Source organism: Flavobacterium sp. GW821-FHT11G01 (assembly GCF_058808175.1).
This window is the reverse complement of sequence record NZ_JBXARK010000013.1, coordinates 73,099-87,292: the sequence shown is the minus strand read 5'-3', so window position 1 is coordinate 87,292 and position 14,194 is coordinate 73,099. Positions and strand designations below refer to the sequence as shown.

At 33.7% G+C, this 14,194-nt stretch carries 15 protein-coding genes and 1 tRNA gene; 10 read left to right on the top strand and 6 right to left on the bottom strand.

Annotation, left to right across the window (positions count from 1 at the left end):
- The first annotated feature begins 42 nt into the window (after window positions 1-42).
- Entirely contained in the window at window positions 43-2,532 is a 2,490-nt protein-coding gene (locus AC1RRN_RS19890) for a DUF5686 and carboxypeptidase regulatory-like domain-containing protein (protein WP_492968970.1), read from the top strand.
- A gap of 100 nt (window positions 2,533-2,632) precedes the next feature.
- Here AC1RRN_RS19890 and AC1RRN_RS19885 read toward each other — a convergent pair whose 3' ends face one another.
- The 4 genes from AC1RRN_RS19885 to AC1RRN_RS19870 all read right to left on the bottom strand — a co-directional run bounded on the left by AC1RRN_RS19885 (window position 2,633) and on the right by AC1RRN_RS19870 (window position 6,085).
- Window positions 2,633-3,511, bottom strand: coding sequence for a cation diffusion facilitator family transporter (locus tag AC1RRN_RS19885; protein WP_492968969.1), 879 nt, complete (start codon window positions 3,509-3,511; stop codon window positions 2,633-2,635).
- 146 nt (window positions 3,512-3,657) lie between these two features.
- Window positions 3,658-4,971: a UDP-N-acetylglucosamine 1-carboxyvinyltransferase gene (murA, locus tag AC1RRN_RS19880; protein WP_492968968.1), complete on the bottom strand. Its 1,314-nt coding sequence runs from the start codon at window positions 4,969-4,971 to the stop codon at window positions 3,658-3,660.
- Window positions 4,972-5,062: 91 nt separating this feature from the next.
- A complete protein-coding gene (locus tag AC1RRN_RS19875) occupies window positions 5,063-5,785 on the bottom strand; it encodes a DUF4290 domain-containing protein (RefSeq protein ID WP_492968967.1) in 723 nt (240 codons plus the stop codon).
- 3 nt (window positions 5,786-5,788) lie between these two features.
- Window positions 5,789-6,085, bottom strand: coding sequence for a DUF493 family protein (locus tag AC1RRN_RS19870; RefSeq protein WP_492968966.1), 297 nt, complete (start codon window positions 6,083-6,085; stop codon window positions 5,789-5,791).
- A gap of 198 nt (window positions 6,086-6,283) precedes the next feature.
- Between AC1RRN_RS19870 and AC1RRN_RS19865 the strand changes: the two genes are divergently transcribed.
- The 6 genes from AC1RRN_RS19865 (at window position 6,284) to AC1RRN_RS19840 (ending at window position 12,109) form a co-directional block, all read left to right on the top strand.
- Window positions 6,284-7,198 carry an alpha/beta hydrolase family protein gene (locus tag AC1RRN_RS19865; RefSeq protein WP_492968965.1) on the top strand — a complete coding sequence of 305 codons (915 nt, stop codon included), beginning with the start codon at window positions 6,284-6,286 and terminating at the stop codon, window positions 7,196-7,198.
- A gap of 327 nt (window positions 7,199-7,525) precedes the next feature.
- Window positions 7,526-8,059 (top strand): AAA family ATPase, encoded by a 534-nt coding sequence (locus AC1RRN_RS19860; RefSeq protein ID WP_492968964.1) that lies wholly within the window; start codon window positions 7,526-7,528, stop codon window positions 8,057-8,059.
- A gap of 65 nt (window positions 8,060-8,124) precedes the next feature.
- Complete coding sequence (locus AC1RRN_RS19855) at window positions 8,125-10,020, top strand: RecQ family ATP-dependent DNA helicase (RefSeq protein WP_492968963.1); 1,896 nt, start codon at window positions 8,125-8,127, stop codon at window positions 10,018-10,020.
- Window positions 10,020-10,967 carry a methionyl-tRNA formyltransferase gene (fmt, locus tag AC1RRN_RS19850; protein WP_492968962.1) on the top strand — a complete coding sequence of 316 codons (948 nt, stop codon included), beginning with the start codon at window positions 10,020-10,022 and terminating at the stop codon, window positions 10,965-10,967. The genes AC1RRN_RS19855 and fmt overlap by 1 nt, the downstream gene beginning before the upstream one ends.
- Before the next feature lie 180 nt (window positions 10,968-11,147).
- Complete coding sequence (locus tag AC1RRN_RS19845) at window positions 11,148-11,420, top strand: HU family DNA-binding protein (RefSeq protein ID WP_017498096.1); 273 nt, start codon at window positions 11,148-11,150, stop codon at window positions 11,418-11,420.
- 128 nt (window positions 11,421-11,548) lie between these two features.
- Window positions 11,549-12,109 carry a YqgE/AlgH family protein gene (locus AC1RRN_RS19840; protein ID WP_026984133.1) on the top strand — a complete coding sequence of 187 codons (561 nt, stop codon included), beginning with the start codon at window positions 11,549-11,551 and terminating at the stop codon, window positions 12,107-12,109.
- On the opposite strand, the gene AC1RRN_RS19835 is transcribed toward AC1RRN_RS19840, so the two are convergent.
- Both AC1RRN_RS19835 and AC1RRN_RS19830 read right to left on the bottom strand, forming a co-directional pair.
- Window positions 12,106-12,945 (bottom strand): aminotransferase class IV, encoded by an 840-nt coding sequence (locus tag AC1RRN_RS19835; protein ID WP_492968961.1) that lies wholly within the window; start codon window positions 12,943-12,945, stop codon window positions 12,106-12,108. The genes AC1RRN_RS19840 and AC1RRN_RS19835 overlap by 4 nt on opposite strands.
- A 55-nt stretch (window positions 12,946-13,000) precedes the next feature.
- Complete coding sequence (locus AC1RRN_RS19830; protein ID WP_026984135.1) at window positions 13,001-13,393, bottom strand: START-like domain-containing protein; 393 nt, start codon at window positions 13,391-13,393, stop codon at window positions 13,001-13,003.
- 153 nt (window positions 13,394-13,546) lie between these two features.
- On the opposite strand from AC1RRN_RS19830, the gene AC1RRN_RS19825 reads away from it, so the two are divergent.
- The 3 genes from AC1RRN_RS19825 to AC1RRN_RS19815 form a co-directional block, all read left to right on the top strand.
- A tRNA-Met gene (locus tag AC1RRN_RS19825) sits at window positions 13,547-13,620 on the top strand.
- A 56-nt stretch (window positions 13,621-13,676) separates the two neighbouring features.
- Window positions 13,677-13,916, top strand: coding sequence for a GIY-YIG nuclease family protein (locus AC1RRN_RS19820; RefSeq protein ID WP_492968960.1), 240 nt, complete (start codon window positions 13,677-13,679; stop codon window positions 13,914-13,916).
- Between the two features lie 123 nt (window positions 13,917-14,039).
- A partial coding sequence (locus tag AC1RRN_RS19815) for a GIY-YIG nuclease family protein (protein WP_492969026.1) occupies window positions 14,040-14,194 on the top strand: 155 nt, incomplete at its 3' end.

Here is a 14,194-nt window from a genome sequence, read left to right as displayed (position 1 = left end):
TCGTTTTTAAGTTATTCTATTTTTGTGAGAGAAAAAACTTTCATGAGAAACTATACTTTATTTGCCTTTTTATTTTTTTCGATTTCCAACTTTGCTCAAATCAAAGGAACCATAACGGACGAAAAAGGAAATCCTTTGCCTTTTGTATCTGTTCTTGAAGAAAACACTTATACAAGCACAACTTCAAACGAACTGGGAAAATACCAACTGAACGTAAAAGAAGTTGGCAAAAATAAAATCACATTTCAGTATTTAGGTTTTAAAACTCAAAAAATAGCAGTTTCATCAGAATCTAAAACAATTACGCTGGATGTTAAAATGCTGGAGGAAAGTTTTACTTTAAATGAGGTAATCATCGATCCTAAAAACAATCCTGCAAATGCTATTATAAAAAGCGCGATTGCCAACAAAAAAGAAAACTCCGAAAAGACATCGCGATATACTGCTGATTTCTACTCAAAAGGAATGTTTAAGGTTAAAGATCTTCCTAAAAAAATCCTCGGACAAAAAGTTTATCTTGGCGAAGATATGTCCTCTAATTTAGATTCGACCGGAACAGGAATTTTATATTTATCTGAAACTATTTCGAAAATTTCTTTTGAAAAACCCAATAAATTAAAAGAGAAAATCATTGCTTCTAAAATCTCCGGAAACAATAAAGGCTATAGTTATAACACGGCCAGTTTATCGACTTATGATTTTTATGAGAATACTTTAGACTTTGATGTCAAACTCATTTCTCCTATTGCTGATAATGCATTCAATTACTACAAATACAAATTGGAAGGAACTTTCTTTGACGACAACAATCAGCAAATCAATAAAATTAAAGTAACTCCAAAACGAGATAAAGAACCTGTATTTGAAGGGTATATTTATATAGTTGATGATAGTTTTGCAATTTATGCCATAGATTTAGATATCAAGGGTTACCGAATGAAAAATGAATTTACTGAGATTATGACTTTAAAACAGAGTTTTAGTTATAATTCGAAGAATAAAATTTGGTCTAAAAATGCTCAAACGCTTTCATTTAATGCTGGTATTTTTGGAATTAAATTCTCCGGGAAATTCAATTATGTTTATTCGAATTATGAATTTCCAGACTCTTTTCAAAAGAAAACTTTTGGAAATGAAATTGTAGCTTTTGAAGCAAACGCCAATAAAAAAGATGATGCTTTCTGGAATGAAATTCGACCAATTCCGTTAACTATTGAGGAAAGTACCGATTACACCAAAAAAGATAGTTTACTAACGATTAGAAAATCGAGAAAATATATCGATTCTGTTGATGCCAAAAACAACAAATTTAAAGTTTGGGATGTTTTAATGGGTTATGATTATAAAAACACCTTCAAGAAATATTCTTTTGAGTATAAGGGTTTATTAAATTTAACCTCATTAAGCTTTAATACCGTTCAGGGATTTAATTTTGATACAGGTTTCTCTTTTAGAAAATGGGATGAAGAAAAAGGAAAAAACACTTCTATCGGCACCACTTTTAACTATGGCTTTTCGGATGAACGTTTTCGTGTTACCGGAGAATTTAGCCATCGATTCAACACGATCAATTATGCTACAATTTGGGCTTCCGGAGGAACAAAAACAGCTCAATTTAATGGTGCAGAACCTATAAGCAAATTTGTCAATTCTATTAGTTCTTTATTCTTTAAGGACAATTATATGAAATTGTATAATTTGGAATTTGCTCAAATAAACTATGCTCAGGATATTGCAAACGGAATAAATTTGAATGCTAAGATAGCTTACGAGCAAAGAAAACCTCTTTTTAACACCACAGATTATTCTTTCTTTAAAAAAGATGATATATATTCATCGAATAATCCTTTGGCTCCAGACGATTTTACAACTCCCGCTTTTGATCCGCATCATTTGTTTAAAACTGCTTTGACTGCGAGAATTAATTTCGGAAATAAATACATTTCAAGACCAGACGGAAGATATAATATTAAAGATGAAAAATATCCTACTGTATTTTTAGTCTTTGAAAAAGCGTTTGCGGCAAGCGAGAAAAAGTATGAATTTGAAAGAATTGGTGCTGCTGTACAATACGATTTATCTCTTGGAAACAAAGGTCTTTTAGGAATGAATTTCAAAGCCGGAAAATTCTTTAATGCCGAAAATATCGCTTTTATAGATTACAGACATTTTAACGGAAACCAAACTCACATTGGGACAAGTGATCGCTACTTAAACGTCTTCAATCTAATGCCATATTATGCCAACAGCACTAACGACAGTTATTTTGAAATACATTCAGAATATAATGATACTGGATTTATTATGAATAAAATTCCGTTACTGAATCTCTTAAAATCAACAATGAATATCGGATTTCATTCGTTGGCAATTCCGGATAGAAAACCTTATTCTGAGTTCACAATTGGTTTAGACAATTTAGGTTTCGGAAAATTTAAATTATTTAGAGTTGATTATGTTCACTCCTATCAAGGCGGAGTTCAGCAAAACGGTGTTGTTTTTGGTTTGAAGATTTTGAATGTGTTGAATTAAGGTACAGAGTCACAAAGGTTCAAAGGGACAAAGTTTTTGTAAACCTAAAGTTTAAATTTTTTAAAACTTTGTCCCTTTGAACCTTTGCAGCTTTGAACCTCTAAGAATGATAATCATCTGGTTCAATATGAATCAGAACATTCCCCAATTGAGGTATTTTTTCTTTTAAAGTATCTTGCAATTTATGTGACAAATCATGCCCTTCTTTCACCGAAATTTTAGCCAAAACTATAGCATGAAGATCGACGTGGTATTTCATTCCGGCTTTACGGATAAAGCATTTTTCAGTTCCCAAAATTCCGTCAACAGTTAAAGCGGTCATGCGGATTTCTTCGACCAAATCATCATTTAGATTTTCGTCCATGATTTCGCCAAGAGCGGGCCTGAAAATTTTATAACTGTTGTATAAGATAAAAAAAGCAGCAAAAAGTGCAGCCCAATCATCTGCAGATTCATAACCTTTTCCCATGATTAGTGCAATAGAAATCCCTATAAATGCCGCAACAGAGGTTATGGCATCGCTACGATGATGCCACGCATCGGCAGCAAGAGAAGAGCTATTTGTTTCTTTACTGCGTTTCATTACCAAACGAAACGAGTATTCTTTCCAGATAATAATAGCGCCCAAAACATATAAAGTCCAGGATTTAGGTAAATCATGTGAAGTTTGAATATTAGAAATACTTTCGTAACCAATAATTGTTGCAGAAGTGATTAAAAAACCAACTACCAAAAAAGTAATCAATGGCTCTGCACGACCATGACCATAAGGATGGTTTTCATCTGGCGGTTTATTAGAATATTTGATACCGAATAAAACCAAACAAGACGAAAATATATCCGCTGTCGATTCTATCGCATCTGCAATTAAGGCATAAGAATTGCCAAAAAAACCTGCCAAACCTTTTATCAAGGCTAAGCAGGTGTTCCCAACTATACTAAAGATAGTAGCTTTTACAGCTTTTTGTTCATCTGTCATTTAGACTATTTTTTTTCGCCACGAATTCACGAATTAAACGAAATTTAGAATTATGTCTTATTTCACTAATTTTTAAAATGAAATTCGTTTAATTTAATTTTAAAAATTTTGAATTAGTTTAATTCGTGAATTCGTGGCTAACCTTTTTAAGCTCTCACGATTTTTGCTCCAATAGCTCTCAAACGCTCATCGATACGCTCGTATCCACGATCAATTTGTTCGATATTTTGAATTGTACTTGTACCTTTTGCCGAAAGCGCAGCTATTAATAATGAGATTCCCGCACGAATATCCGGAGATGACATTGTAGTTGCTTTTAATTGAGATTCGAAATTATGTCCCATAACCACCGCTCTGTGCGGATCGCATAACATAATTTTTGCTCCCATATCGATTAATTTGTCTACGAAAAACAAACGGCTTTCAAACATTTTTTGATGAATTAAAACATCCCCTTTTGCTTGTGTAGCCACAACCAAAACGATGCTCAATAAATCAGGTGTAAAACCTGGCCATGGTGCATCGGCAATTGTTAAGATTGACCCGTCAATATCTGTTTTTACTTCGTATCCGTCTTTGTGAGCCGGAATGTAAATATCGTCGTTACGTTTTTCGATTGTGATACCTAATTTTCTGAATGTATTCGGAATCAAACCTAAGTTTTCCCAGCTTACATTTTTGATTGTAATTTCGCTTTTTGTCATAGCCGCAAGACCAATCCAGGAACCGATTTCAATCATATCAGGAAGAATTCTGTGCTCGCAACCTCCAAGGCTTTCAACACCTTCAATAGTCAATAAGTTTGAACCAACTCCGGTAATTTTAGCTCCCATAGAGTTCAGCATTTTGCATAATTGCTGTAAATATGGCTCACAAGCAGCATTGTAAACGGTAGTTTGTCCTTTTGCTAAAACAGCAGCCATAACAATGTTTGCAGTTCCGGTTACAGAGGCTTCATCAAGTAGCATATCTGTTCCTTTCAATCCTTCTGCTGGAGATTCTACTCCATAAAAGTGATCTTCTCTGTTGTATCTAAATTTTGCTCCAAGGTTAATAAAACCTTCAAAGTGTGTATCTAACCTACGACGGCCAATTTTGTCTCCACCCGGTTTTGGAATATACCCTTTACCGAAACGCGCCAAAAGCGGTCCAACAATCATAATAGAACCACGAAGTGCTCCACCTTCTTTTTTGAAAGCTTCAGTTTCTAAATATCCAACATTAACCTCATCGGCCTGAAACGTAATCGAACCCGGTTCATTGCGTTGAATTTTTACTCCTAAATTACCCAACAAAGTGATTAATTTATTGATGTCAATAATATCGGGAATATTATTAATTTTTACTTTATCCCCCGTTAGAAGCACGGCGCATAAAATTTGTAATGCCTCATTTTTTGCTCCTTGCGGAGTGATTTCTCCTTTTAAAGGAATTCCTCCTTCGATTTTAAAAATTCCCATATTTCTCTTTTAGGTTCTGAGGTTCTGAGGTTCTAAGGTTCTGAGCTAAAAATCTTAATAGCTTAGCATCTTAGTATCTTAGTCCCTTTTTTTATTTCTGATTATTGTTTTTCTGAAAAGGTTTTGGCTTTCCCGGGCCTTTATTGTTTTTATTGCTTTGGATTTTTGGTTGTCCTGGTGGTGTAATTTTATTTGACATACGTTTGTTCGTACGCAATAAATCAGTGGTGTTTAAAAGCTCTTCTGTACTTTGCAATAAATTGATTTTCCCTCCGGACAATTCAAATAAATGTTCAAAAATCACATCATCTTTTACCGTGTCTTTGTTCCAGCTTAAATAAGACTTTTTCATGTGATTAGCGATCACTAAAACCAATGCATTTTTCATTTCGCCATCTTCCCATTTATTGGCAACATCAATCATATATTTGATATTGTTACCATAAAATCTGTATTTTGGAAAGTTTTGCGGGTATTGTAAAACATCTGGTTTTAATTGTAATACATCGCGGGACGGAATTGGATATGGTGATTCTACATTCAATTTAAAATCAGACATAATAAAAAGCTGATCCCATAATTTATGTTGAAAATCAGGAACATCACGCAAATGCGGATTTAGACTCCCCATTACCTGAATGATGTATTTTGCAGCTTTATTGCGCGTTTCATCATCTTCAATAATAGTAGCCTGATCAATCAGTTTTTGCAAATGACGACCATATTCAGGAATAAGTAAACGCTGCCTTTCAGAATTGTATTCTAAATTAAAAACAACGTCATTCGCGACTTCTTTTTTATATTTTTCGACCATAAGTTATAATGAAACTATACCTTCTATTGTAGATACTTCTTTGTATTTGCCAATCACTTCGTCAGAGCTGTTCATCGTAACATCTACAGAAACACTGGTAAATTTACCTGTTTTAGATTTTGTTGTTTTGATAACCGCGCCCATATTGTCAAACGCTTTTTCAACTCGCTCAACATTATCGCCTACTGAAGGCATTATAAATTTATACAAATATTCTGCTGGCCAAGTATTTGAATTATCTAACTCAACCTTTAATCTTTCGTAAAATTCGGCGGTGTTTTTTTCTTTATCGTTCTCCATTCGTAATTAAAAATAAACGCAAATATACGGTTTTGATTTCAGATTTTTCAGATTTTTTTCTTTGAAAAAAGGCTCAAAGATACAAAGGTTCAAAGGTGCAGAGAAAAAAACTTTATGACATTATTTCTTTGTGAAATTTCCTCTTATATTTGAAAAACTTTGCGACTTCGCGTCTTTGCGAGATTAAACCACAATGCCATGAAAAAGAATATTCTTCTCCTTCTTATTGCGATTACATTCAACTCAATAAAAGCACAGGAAATAAAAACAATGACTTATTTCCAGAACGATACCATCAAACTGGATTTAGATTTGTATTTACCTGAGAAAAAATCAAATGAAAAAATCCCGCTAATAATTTTTGCTTTTGGTGGAGGATTTTCTGGCGGAGAACGTACCAGCGAAAAAGACTTTGGAATGTTTATGGCGAAAAACGGTTATGCAGTTGCCAGCATTTCTTACAGTTTATATATGAAAGGAAAAGATTTTGGCTGTAAAGGAACTTTGACCGAAAAAATAAAAGCAATCCAAATTGGCGTAAGCGATATGTGGCAGGCGACTTCTTTTTTGATCGAAAACGCCAATAAATACAATCTCGATGCTTCAAAAATATTTATTTCCGGAATTAGTGCGGGTGCGGAAATTGGTTTCCATGCTTCGTTTTGGGATTATAAACTCATGAATTTATACAAAAACAATTTGCCTGAAAATTTTAAATACAAAGGTTTCATTGGAGGTTCCGGAGCGATTCAGGACATTAATTTAATTACGAAAGAAAAAGCAATGCCGATGTTATTGGCACATGGAAGCAACGACGAAACCGTTCCGTACAGTGCAGGCTCGCACCGCTCCTGTCCTACAAATGCTTCGGGTTGGTTAATTCTTTTTGGATCCTATGCGGTTTACAATCATATGCAAGGTTTACATAAAGATGTTGAATTAATTACTTTCTGTGGTGGAGGACATGAATTCTCCGGTTATCTTTTTCATGACGGACAGCGATATGTCTTAGATTTTGTGAATGATGTTTTGAAAGGGAAGAAATTTGAATCGCATTTGGTTGTTCCTTCTAAAAAAGGTGTTAGTTCTGGGAAATATTTGTTTTGTGAGTAACAATGAATAATTCGGCGAAAGCCAAGATAATTCAATTTAATAAATGTGCTGGTTAAAACTAAAAACTATTCAACAAATTTGAATTCGAATCTTATTAATTTCATCAAACATATCTCAATCTAAACTGGACTGAAGTCCAGCCCTACAATATTTTTCGAATCTACGATTCTTCTTTGTTTTAGTTCTAAAGGAACAATTTATTTTGTAGGGCTTAATTTTAATCTAGCACCTTAATAATTACCAAAATTGCGAAATCATCCGCTTGAGGTAAAATAATCTTTTTAAATACCAATAACTTTAGGTAAATTTGCGCTTTATTTTAAGAAAGTGCAAAAAGAAATCATAGTTCTCATTGGTGGCCCGGGAACGGGAAAATCTACTCTGATCAACGAATTGGTAGCTCGTGGCTACTGCTGTTACCCTGAAATTTCAAGACAAGTTACGCTCGAAGCACAACAACGTGGGATCGAACAATTGTTCCTGGAACAGCCTTTATTGTTTAGCGAAATGCTATTACAAGGTCGCATTAAACAATTCGAAAATGCCCTTGAAGAACCTGATAATGTAGTTTTTATAGATCGCGGAATTCCGGATGTTGTTGCTTATATGGATTATATTGGTGATGAATATCCGACGCATTTTACAAAAGCCTGCGAAGATTTTAAATATTCTAAAACATTTATTTTACCGCCTTGGGAAGAAATTTACGAAAGCGACACTGAGCGTTACGAGAATTTTGAACAGGCGTTAACGATCCAAAAGCACCTGGTTGAAACGTATAAGAAATACGGTTACAATTTAATTGAAGTGCCTAAAGATACGGTGGAGAACAGAATTCTTTATATCTTAGATAAAATTTAGGCATTTGGTTAAAGTTGCAAAACTAGAAACTGATTTCTAAATTTTTTAACTTTAAAACAAGACCGATGCCAGAAGCGCAAGAAATTCTTTTAAAATACTGGAAACACGAGAGTTTTAGACCGTTGCAAAAGGAGATTATTGACTCTGTTTTGGATGGTCAGGATACTTTTGCCCTTTTACCAACTGGCGGCGGAAAATCAATTTGTTTTCAGGTTCCGGCGATGATGCAGGAAGGTATTTGTTTAGTAGTTTCGCCTTTGATTGCTTTAATGAAAGATCAGGTGGCAAATTTGCAAAAACGAGATATTAAAGCCATTGCACTTACGGGCGGAATTCATACCGAAGAAATTATTGACCTTCTCGACAATTGCCAATTCGGCAATTATAAGTTTTTATACCTTTCACCGGAGCGTTTACAGTCCGACTGGATTTTGGAACGAATCAAAAATCTTCCTATAAATTTAATTGCTATTGATGAAGCACATTGCGTTTCACAATGGGGTCATGATTTTCGTCCGGCTTATTTGAGAATTTCGGAACTTAAAAAGTACTTTCCGAAGATTCCGTTTTTGGCTTTGACTGCTACCGCAACACCGAGAGTTATTGAAGATATTAAAACGGAGTTGGGTTTAAAAGATCCAATCCTTTTTCAACAATCATTTGAAAGAAAAAATATTGCGTACATGGTTTTTGAAATTGAAGACAAATTGTACCGTACAGAACAAATTTTAAAGAAAAATCCACAGCCTTCTATTATATATGTACGAAATAGAAAATCGTGCCTGAATATGTCTACGCAATTGCAATCATTAGGATTTAAAGCGACGTATTACCACGGCGGACTTTCGGCTAAAGAAAAAGACAAAAACATGCAATTGTGGATGTCGGAACAAGCACAGGTTATTGTAGCAACAAATGCGTTTGGAATGGGCATTGACAAAGACAATGTAAAAACAGTTATTCATACGCAGTTACCTGAAAATCTGGAAAACTACTATCAGGAATCCGGAAGAGCGGGACGAAATGGCGAAAAAGCATTTTCTGTTTTGCTTTTTAATAATTCCGATGCCAACCAGACAGAACAACAATTTTTGAATGTTTTGCCCGATAAGAAGTTTTTAAAAACTATGTATGTGAAACTTTGCAATTATTTTCAGATTGCATATGGCGAAGGTTTAGACGATTCTTTTTCTTTTAAATTGAATCATTTTTGTCATAAGTACGACTTCCCAACCTTAAAAACATATAATGCTTTGCAATTTTTAAATCAGCAGGGAATTATTACCATGTCTCAGGAATTCTCAGAAAAAATTACCCTGCAGTTTTTAATCGAATCAAAAGAAGTAATTCGGTACATGAGTCTGAATCCAAATGATGAAGAAATAATTCTGGCGATTTTGAGAACATATCCTGGAGTTTACGAAATGAAAGCACCTTTTAATCTTTCATTGATTGCAAAAAAATCAAATCACACTGAACAACAAGTTTCAGCTGTTTTAGAAAAACTGAAAGAAAAAGAAATCATCGAATACAAATCTAAAAATAACGACGCGACAATATTATTTAATGAAGTCCGCGAAGATGATTTAACCATAAACCGGGTTTCGAAATATCTGGAAAAACAAAATAAACTAAAAGAAGAACAGCTTTTGTCTGTCCTTCATTATATAAAGGAAAATAAAACCTGTAAGAACCGATTGATTTTGGATTATTTTGGAGAAGAAACAACCGAGAACTGTGGTGTCTGTTCCTATTGTATTACGCAAAAAGGAAAAATCACAGAAGCCGATTCGATTGCAGATAAAATTCTGCATTTATTAAAATCGGCCGCATTAACTTCAAGAGAAATTCAGGCTCAAATAAAACTGGATGCAAATGACATTGTTTTGGTGCTTCAGGAATTATTAGAAAACAACCACATTACCATATTAGCAAATAATAAATACACTTTAAAATCATAATGGAAAAATTGAGAATTATATTCATGGGAACTCCGGAATTTGCTGTAGGCATTTTGGATACCATTATTAAAAACAATTACGATGTTGTTGGCGTTATCACAGCTGCGGATAAACCAGCGGGACGCGGACAAAAAATAAAATATTCGGCGGTCAAAGAATATGCACTGGCGAACAACCTTACTTTATTACAGCCAACCAATTTAAAAGATGAAACCTTCCTAGAAGAATTAAAAGCCTTAAATGCCAATTTACAAATTGTAGTTGCTTTTAGAATGTTGCCGAAAGTTGTTTGGGAAATGCCAAGCTTTGGAACCTTTAATCTTCACGCTTCGTTATTACCAAATTATCGTGGAGCAGCGCCAATTAACTGGGCTATTATTAATGGAGAAACTAAAACTGGCGTTACTACTTTCTTTATCGATGACAAAATTGATACCGGCGCAATGATTTTAAATTCAGAAATTGCAATTGAACCCGAAGAAAATGCCGGACAGTTACACGACCGATTAATGTTATTAGGAAGTAAGACTGTTATTGATACTTTAAAAACAATTGAAAACGGAAACGTTACCACAACTATCCAGGAAGATAACGAAGAAATTAAAACAGCTTACAAACTCAATAAAGAAAACTGTAAAATAGATTGGACTAAATCTGGAGCAGAAATAAATAATCTAATTCGGGGATTGAGTCCGTATCCAGCTTCATGGTGTTTTTTGAAAGATAAAGAGGAAGAACAAAGCATTAAAATATATGAAGCAAAATTAATTTCAGAAGCACATTCCTACGAAGTTGGAAGTTTAATTTGTAGCAAAAAAGAAATCAAAGTTGCGGTTCAGGATGGCTTTTTACAGCTATTAAGTTTGCAATTGCCTGGAAAAAAGAGAATGCAGGTGGCAGAGTTACTAAATGGGATAACTTTTTCTGATAGAGCAAAGGTGTATTAACGTCAGTAAAACAGGGGTTTCTACCTGTTTTTGATCGATGAACAGCCAGCTTTATGAACAAAAAAAGTAAGTTATTAACAATTTTTGCTAAAATTAAAGAAAACACTTGCAAGGAACGGATTTCCTACTAAATTTGTGTATTAACAATTTTTTTTAACCAACAATTAATAACTAATTATTATGAACAAATCAGAATTAATCGATGCTATCGCTGCTGATGCAGGAATTACAAAAGCTGCGGCAAAATTAGCTTTAGAATCATTTTTAGGAAACGTAGGAGCTACTTTGAAAAAAGGTGGAAGAGTTTCACTAGTAGGTTTTGGATCATGGTCAGTATCTGCTAGAGCTGCTAGAGACGGAAGAAACCCTCAAACAGGAAAAACTATTCAAATCGCTGCTAAGAATGTTGTAAAATTCAAAGCTGGAGCTGAATTAGAAGGTGCAGTGAACTAAGTAAGAAAGTTCTCTAAACTTATAATATAATTAAAACCCTCCTTATGGAGGGTTTTTTTGTGCGGTTTAACGATTTTATTTGGGTTTTTAAAAATTTTATGACTAAATTTAATAAAAATTGTAGCCGTATGATTTCAGAAAAATTAAAAAAAGGACACCTGCTTATTGCCGAACCTTCTATAATTGGAGATTTATCATTTAATAGATCGGTAATTTTATTAGCAGACCATAACAAAGAAGGATCAATAGGTTTTATCATTAATAAACCATTAAAATACACTATTAATGATTTAATACCTGAAATTGACGCCACTTTCAAGATATATAACGGAGGCCCTGTAGAACAAGACAACCTTTATTTCATTCACAATATTCCAGAACTAATCCCGAATAGTGTCGAGATTTCTAATGGAATTTATTGGGGAGGTGATTTCGAATCTACCAAAGACTTAATAAATGACGGATCGATTAGTAAAAATAACATTCGTTTTTTCTTAGGATACACCGGTTGGGATGAAAATCAGCTCGAGAGTGAAATGCAAGGAAACTCCTGGATCATTACCGATAACAGTTATAAAAACAAAATTATCGGCAAGTCTACCACGCATTTCTGGAAAGAACAAATTATTGAGCTTGGCGGTGATTATCTTATTTGGTCAAATGCACCTGAGAATCCGTATCTGAATTAATTTTCAGATATAGATTCATTAAGCTTCTGCACTAATAAATGCGCCAGATTACTTGTAAACTCCTTTTTTCGATATTTGGTTATCGGTTGTATTCCTGTGATTACATTTGTGAGAAATAATTCGTCAGCTTTTTGAAGATCAAATGGCGAAATTATTTCTTCTACGACTTCTATGCCATCCACTTTCTTAGCTAAAGCTAAAATTTGCTTACGCATTATTCCATTTAAACATCCTTCAGAAATTGGAGGTGTAATTAGTTTTTTACCTGTCAGCATAAATAAATTACCCTGTAAACCTTCGACCACATTTTTTGTATCATTTACTAAAAGACAATTTGCCAAACCATTTTCGTGTGCAAAAATACTTCCGGTCACGTTTATCATTTTATTCGTCGTTTTAATCGACGATAATAATTGCCTGGTCACATAGAAATCTTTATACAAATCAACTTCATATTCGGCTGTATTAACAGCGTAAGAAGTGTTTTCAAGAGGTGTAGCGTGAATTAAATACGAAACTTCATTAGTTTTTGGCAAATATAACCCGCCATCTTTTCTAAAAACTGTGATTCGCACTCTGGCTGAAGCCGAAATTTGATTTTCCTGAACCAGTTTTAAAACTTGTTCTTCAAAAAACTCCATTGTAAAGTTCATCGGAATTTCCATTCTAACTACTCGCATTGAAGCCATTAATCTAAAATAATGATCTTCGAGAAACAAAATTCTGTTATTTACTATTTTTAGTGTTTCAAAAACACCATCTCCATATAAAAAAGCACGATTTTGAGTTAATATATTTTCGTCTTGTGCTACTATATTTCCGTTAAAATTGATCATAAAAAAAGCCCTGAATTTTGTTCAGGGCAAATATAAGGTATAAAATAGACTTTTACTAAACAGATCCTATAAGATGTTTCAGGTCTGAGATCTGATTCTCCCACAATTGTTTAGCTTCACCTACTTCTTCTTTTTCGGCAAAATCGACCACCATTAATGATACATCTTTAGTTAATTCATCAACTAAAATATGCAATTCAAAAAAGTATTCTGTATCCTTACTGCTTTCGTCAACCCATTTAAATTTGACTTTTTCGCCAGTTTTTTTAGAAGCCAAACGCGCTTTTTCCTGCGAGTCATTCCAGATGAAAGTAAAGAATTCGCCTCTTGAGTTTACATTGTCTGCAAACCATTCTGACAAACCTGAAGGTGTTGATATATATTGATATAATAATTGCGGCGAAGAATTTATAGGAAACTCGATTTCGTAACGTATTTTTGGATCCATGTGCTACTTTTAATTTTTTCGAAATATAAGAATATATGTCCAAAAACAATGCATTTTTAAAAATATTTTTTTTTCTTCAATTTATGCTTGTAAGCTCTAATATTATTTTTATATTTGCACCCGCAATGAGGAACACGGTTCACTTGCAATCTTGGCGAGGTAGCTCAGTTGGTTAGAGCGCAGGATTCATAACCCTGAGGTCACGGGTTCAACTCCCGTCCTCGCTACAAAATAAAAAACACCACTGAAAAGTTGGTGTTTTTTTCGTTTATAAAAGTTGCATATGGAAGAATTTGTCGTCTATATTCTTTATTCTGAAAGATTTAATAAAAATTATACAGGATTTACTTCTAATCTAATCGAAAGATTTAAATCACATAATCATCTTGGTACAAAAGGATTTACCTTGAAATTTAGACCCTGGACTGTAATTCATGTAGAATTTTTCTATTCAAAATCTGAAGCAATGAAAAGAGAGAAATATTTTAAAACAGAATTGGAAGAGAATTTATTCAAAATATAATTCAAAAATTATAGCACAGGATTTATATCCGCCCCGGCGGACACGGGTTCAACGCCCGTCCTCGCTACAAAATAAAAAACACCACTGAAAAGTTGGTGTTTTTTTCGTTTATAAAAAGTATACATGGAAGAATTTGTTGTCTATATTCTTTATTCTGAAAGATTTAATAAAAATTATACAGGATTCACTTCTAATCTAATTGAAAGATTTAAATCACATAATCATCTTGGTACAAAAGGATTTACCTTGAAATTTAGACCCTGGACTGTAATTCATGT

Excerpts from the sequence above, each read along its gene's own strand:
- AC1RRN_RS19890 (WP_492968970.1), top strand. The coding sequence starts at position 43 with ATGAGAAACTATACTTTATTTGCCTTTTTATTTTTTTCGATTTCCAAC.
- AC1RRN_RS19885 (WP_492968969.1), bottom strand. The coding sequence starts at position 3,511 with ATGACAGATGAACAAAAAGCTGTAAAAGCTACTATCTTTAGTATAGTT.
- murA (WP_492968968.1), bottom strand. The coding sequence starts at position 4,971 with ATGGGAATTTTTAAAATCGAAGGAGGAATTCCTTTAAAAGGAGAAATC.
- AC1RRN_RS19875 (WP_492968967.1), bottom strand. The coding sequence starts at position 5,785 with ATGGTCGAAAAATATAAAAAAGAAGTCGCGAATGACGTTGTTTTTAAT.
- AC1RRN_RS19870 (WP_492968966.1), bottom strand. The coding sequence starts at position 6,085 with ATGGAGAACGATAAAGAAAAAAACACCGCCGAATTTTACGAAAGATTA.
- AC1RRN_RS19865 (WP_492968965.1), top strand. The coding sequence starts at position 6,284 with ATGAAAAAGAATATTCTTCTCCTTCTTATTGCGATTACATTCAACTCA.
- AC1RRN_RS19855 (WP_492968963.1), top strand. The coding sequence starts at position 8,125 with ATGCCAGAAGCGCAAGAAATTCTTTTAAAATACTGGAAACACGAGAGT.
- fmt (WP_492968962.1), top strand. The coding sequence starts at position 10,020 with ATGGAAAAATTGAGAATTATATTCATGGGAACTCCGGAATTTGCTGTA.
- AC1RRN_RS19845 (WP_017498096.1), top strand. The coding sequence starts at position 11,148 with ATGAACAAATCAGAATTAATCGATGCTATCGCTGCTGATGCAGGAATT.
- AC1RRN_RS19840 (WP_026984133.1), top strand. The coding sequence starts at position 11,549 with ATGATTTCAGAAAAATTAAAAAAAGGACACCTGCTTATTGCCGAACCT.
- AC1RRN_RS19835 (WP_492968961.1), bottom strand. The coding sequence starts at position 12,945 with ATGATCAATTTTAACGGAAATATAGTAGCACAAGACGAAAATATATTA.
- AC1RRN_RS19830 (WP_026984135.1), bottom strand. The coding sequence starts at position 13,393 with ATGGATCCAAAAATACGTTACGAAATCGAGTTTCCTATAAATTCTTCG.
- AC1RRN_RS19820 (WP_492968960.1), top strand. The coding sequence starts at position 13,677 with ATGGAAGAATTTGTCGTCTATATTCTTTATTCTGAAAGATTTAATAAA.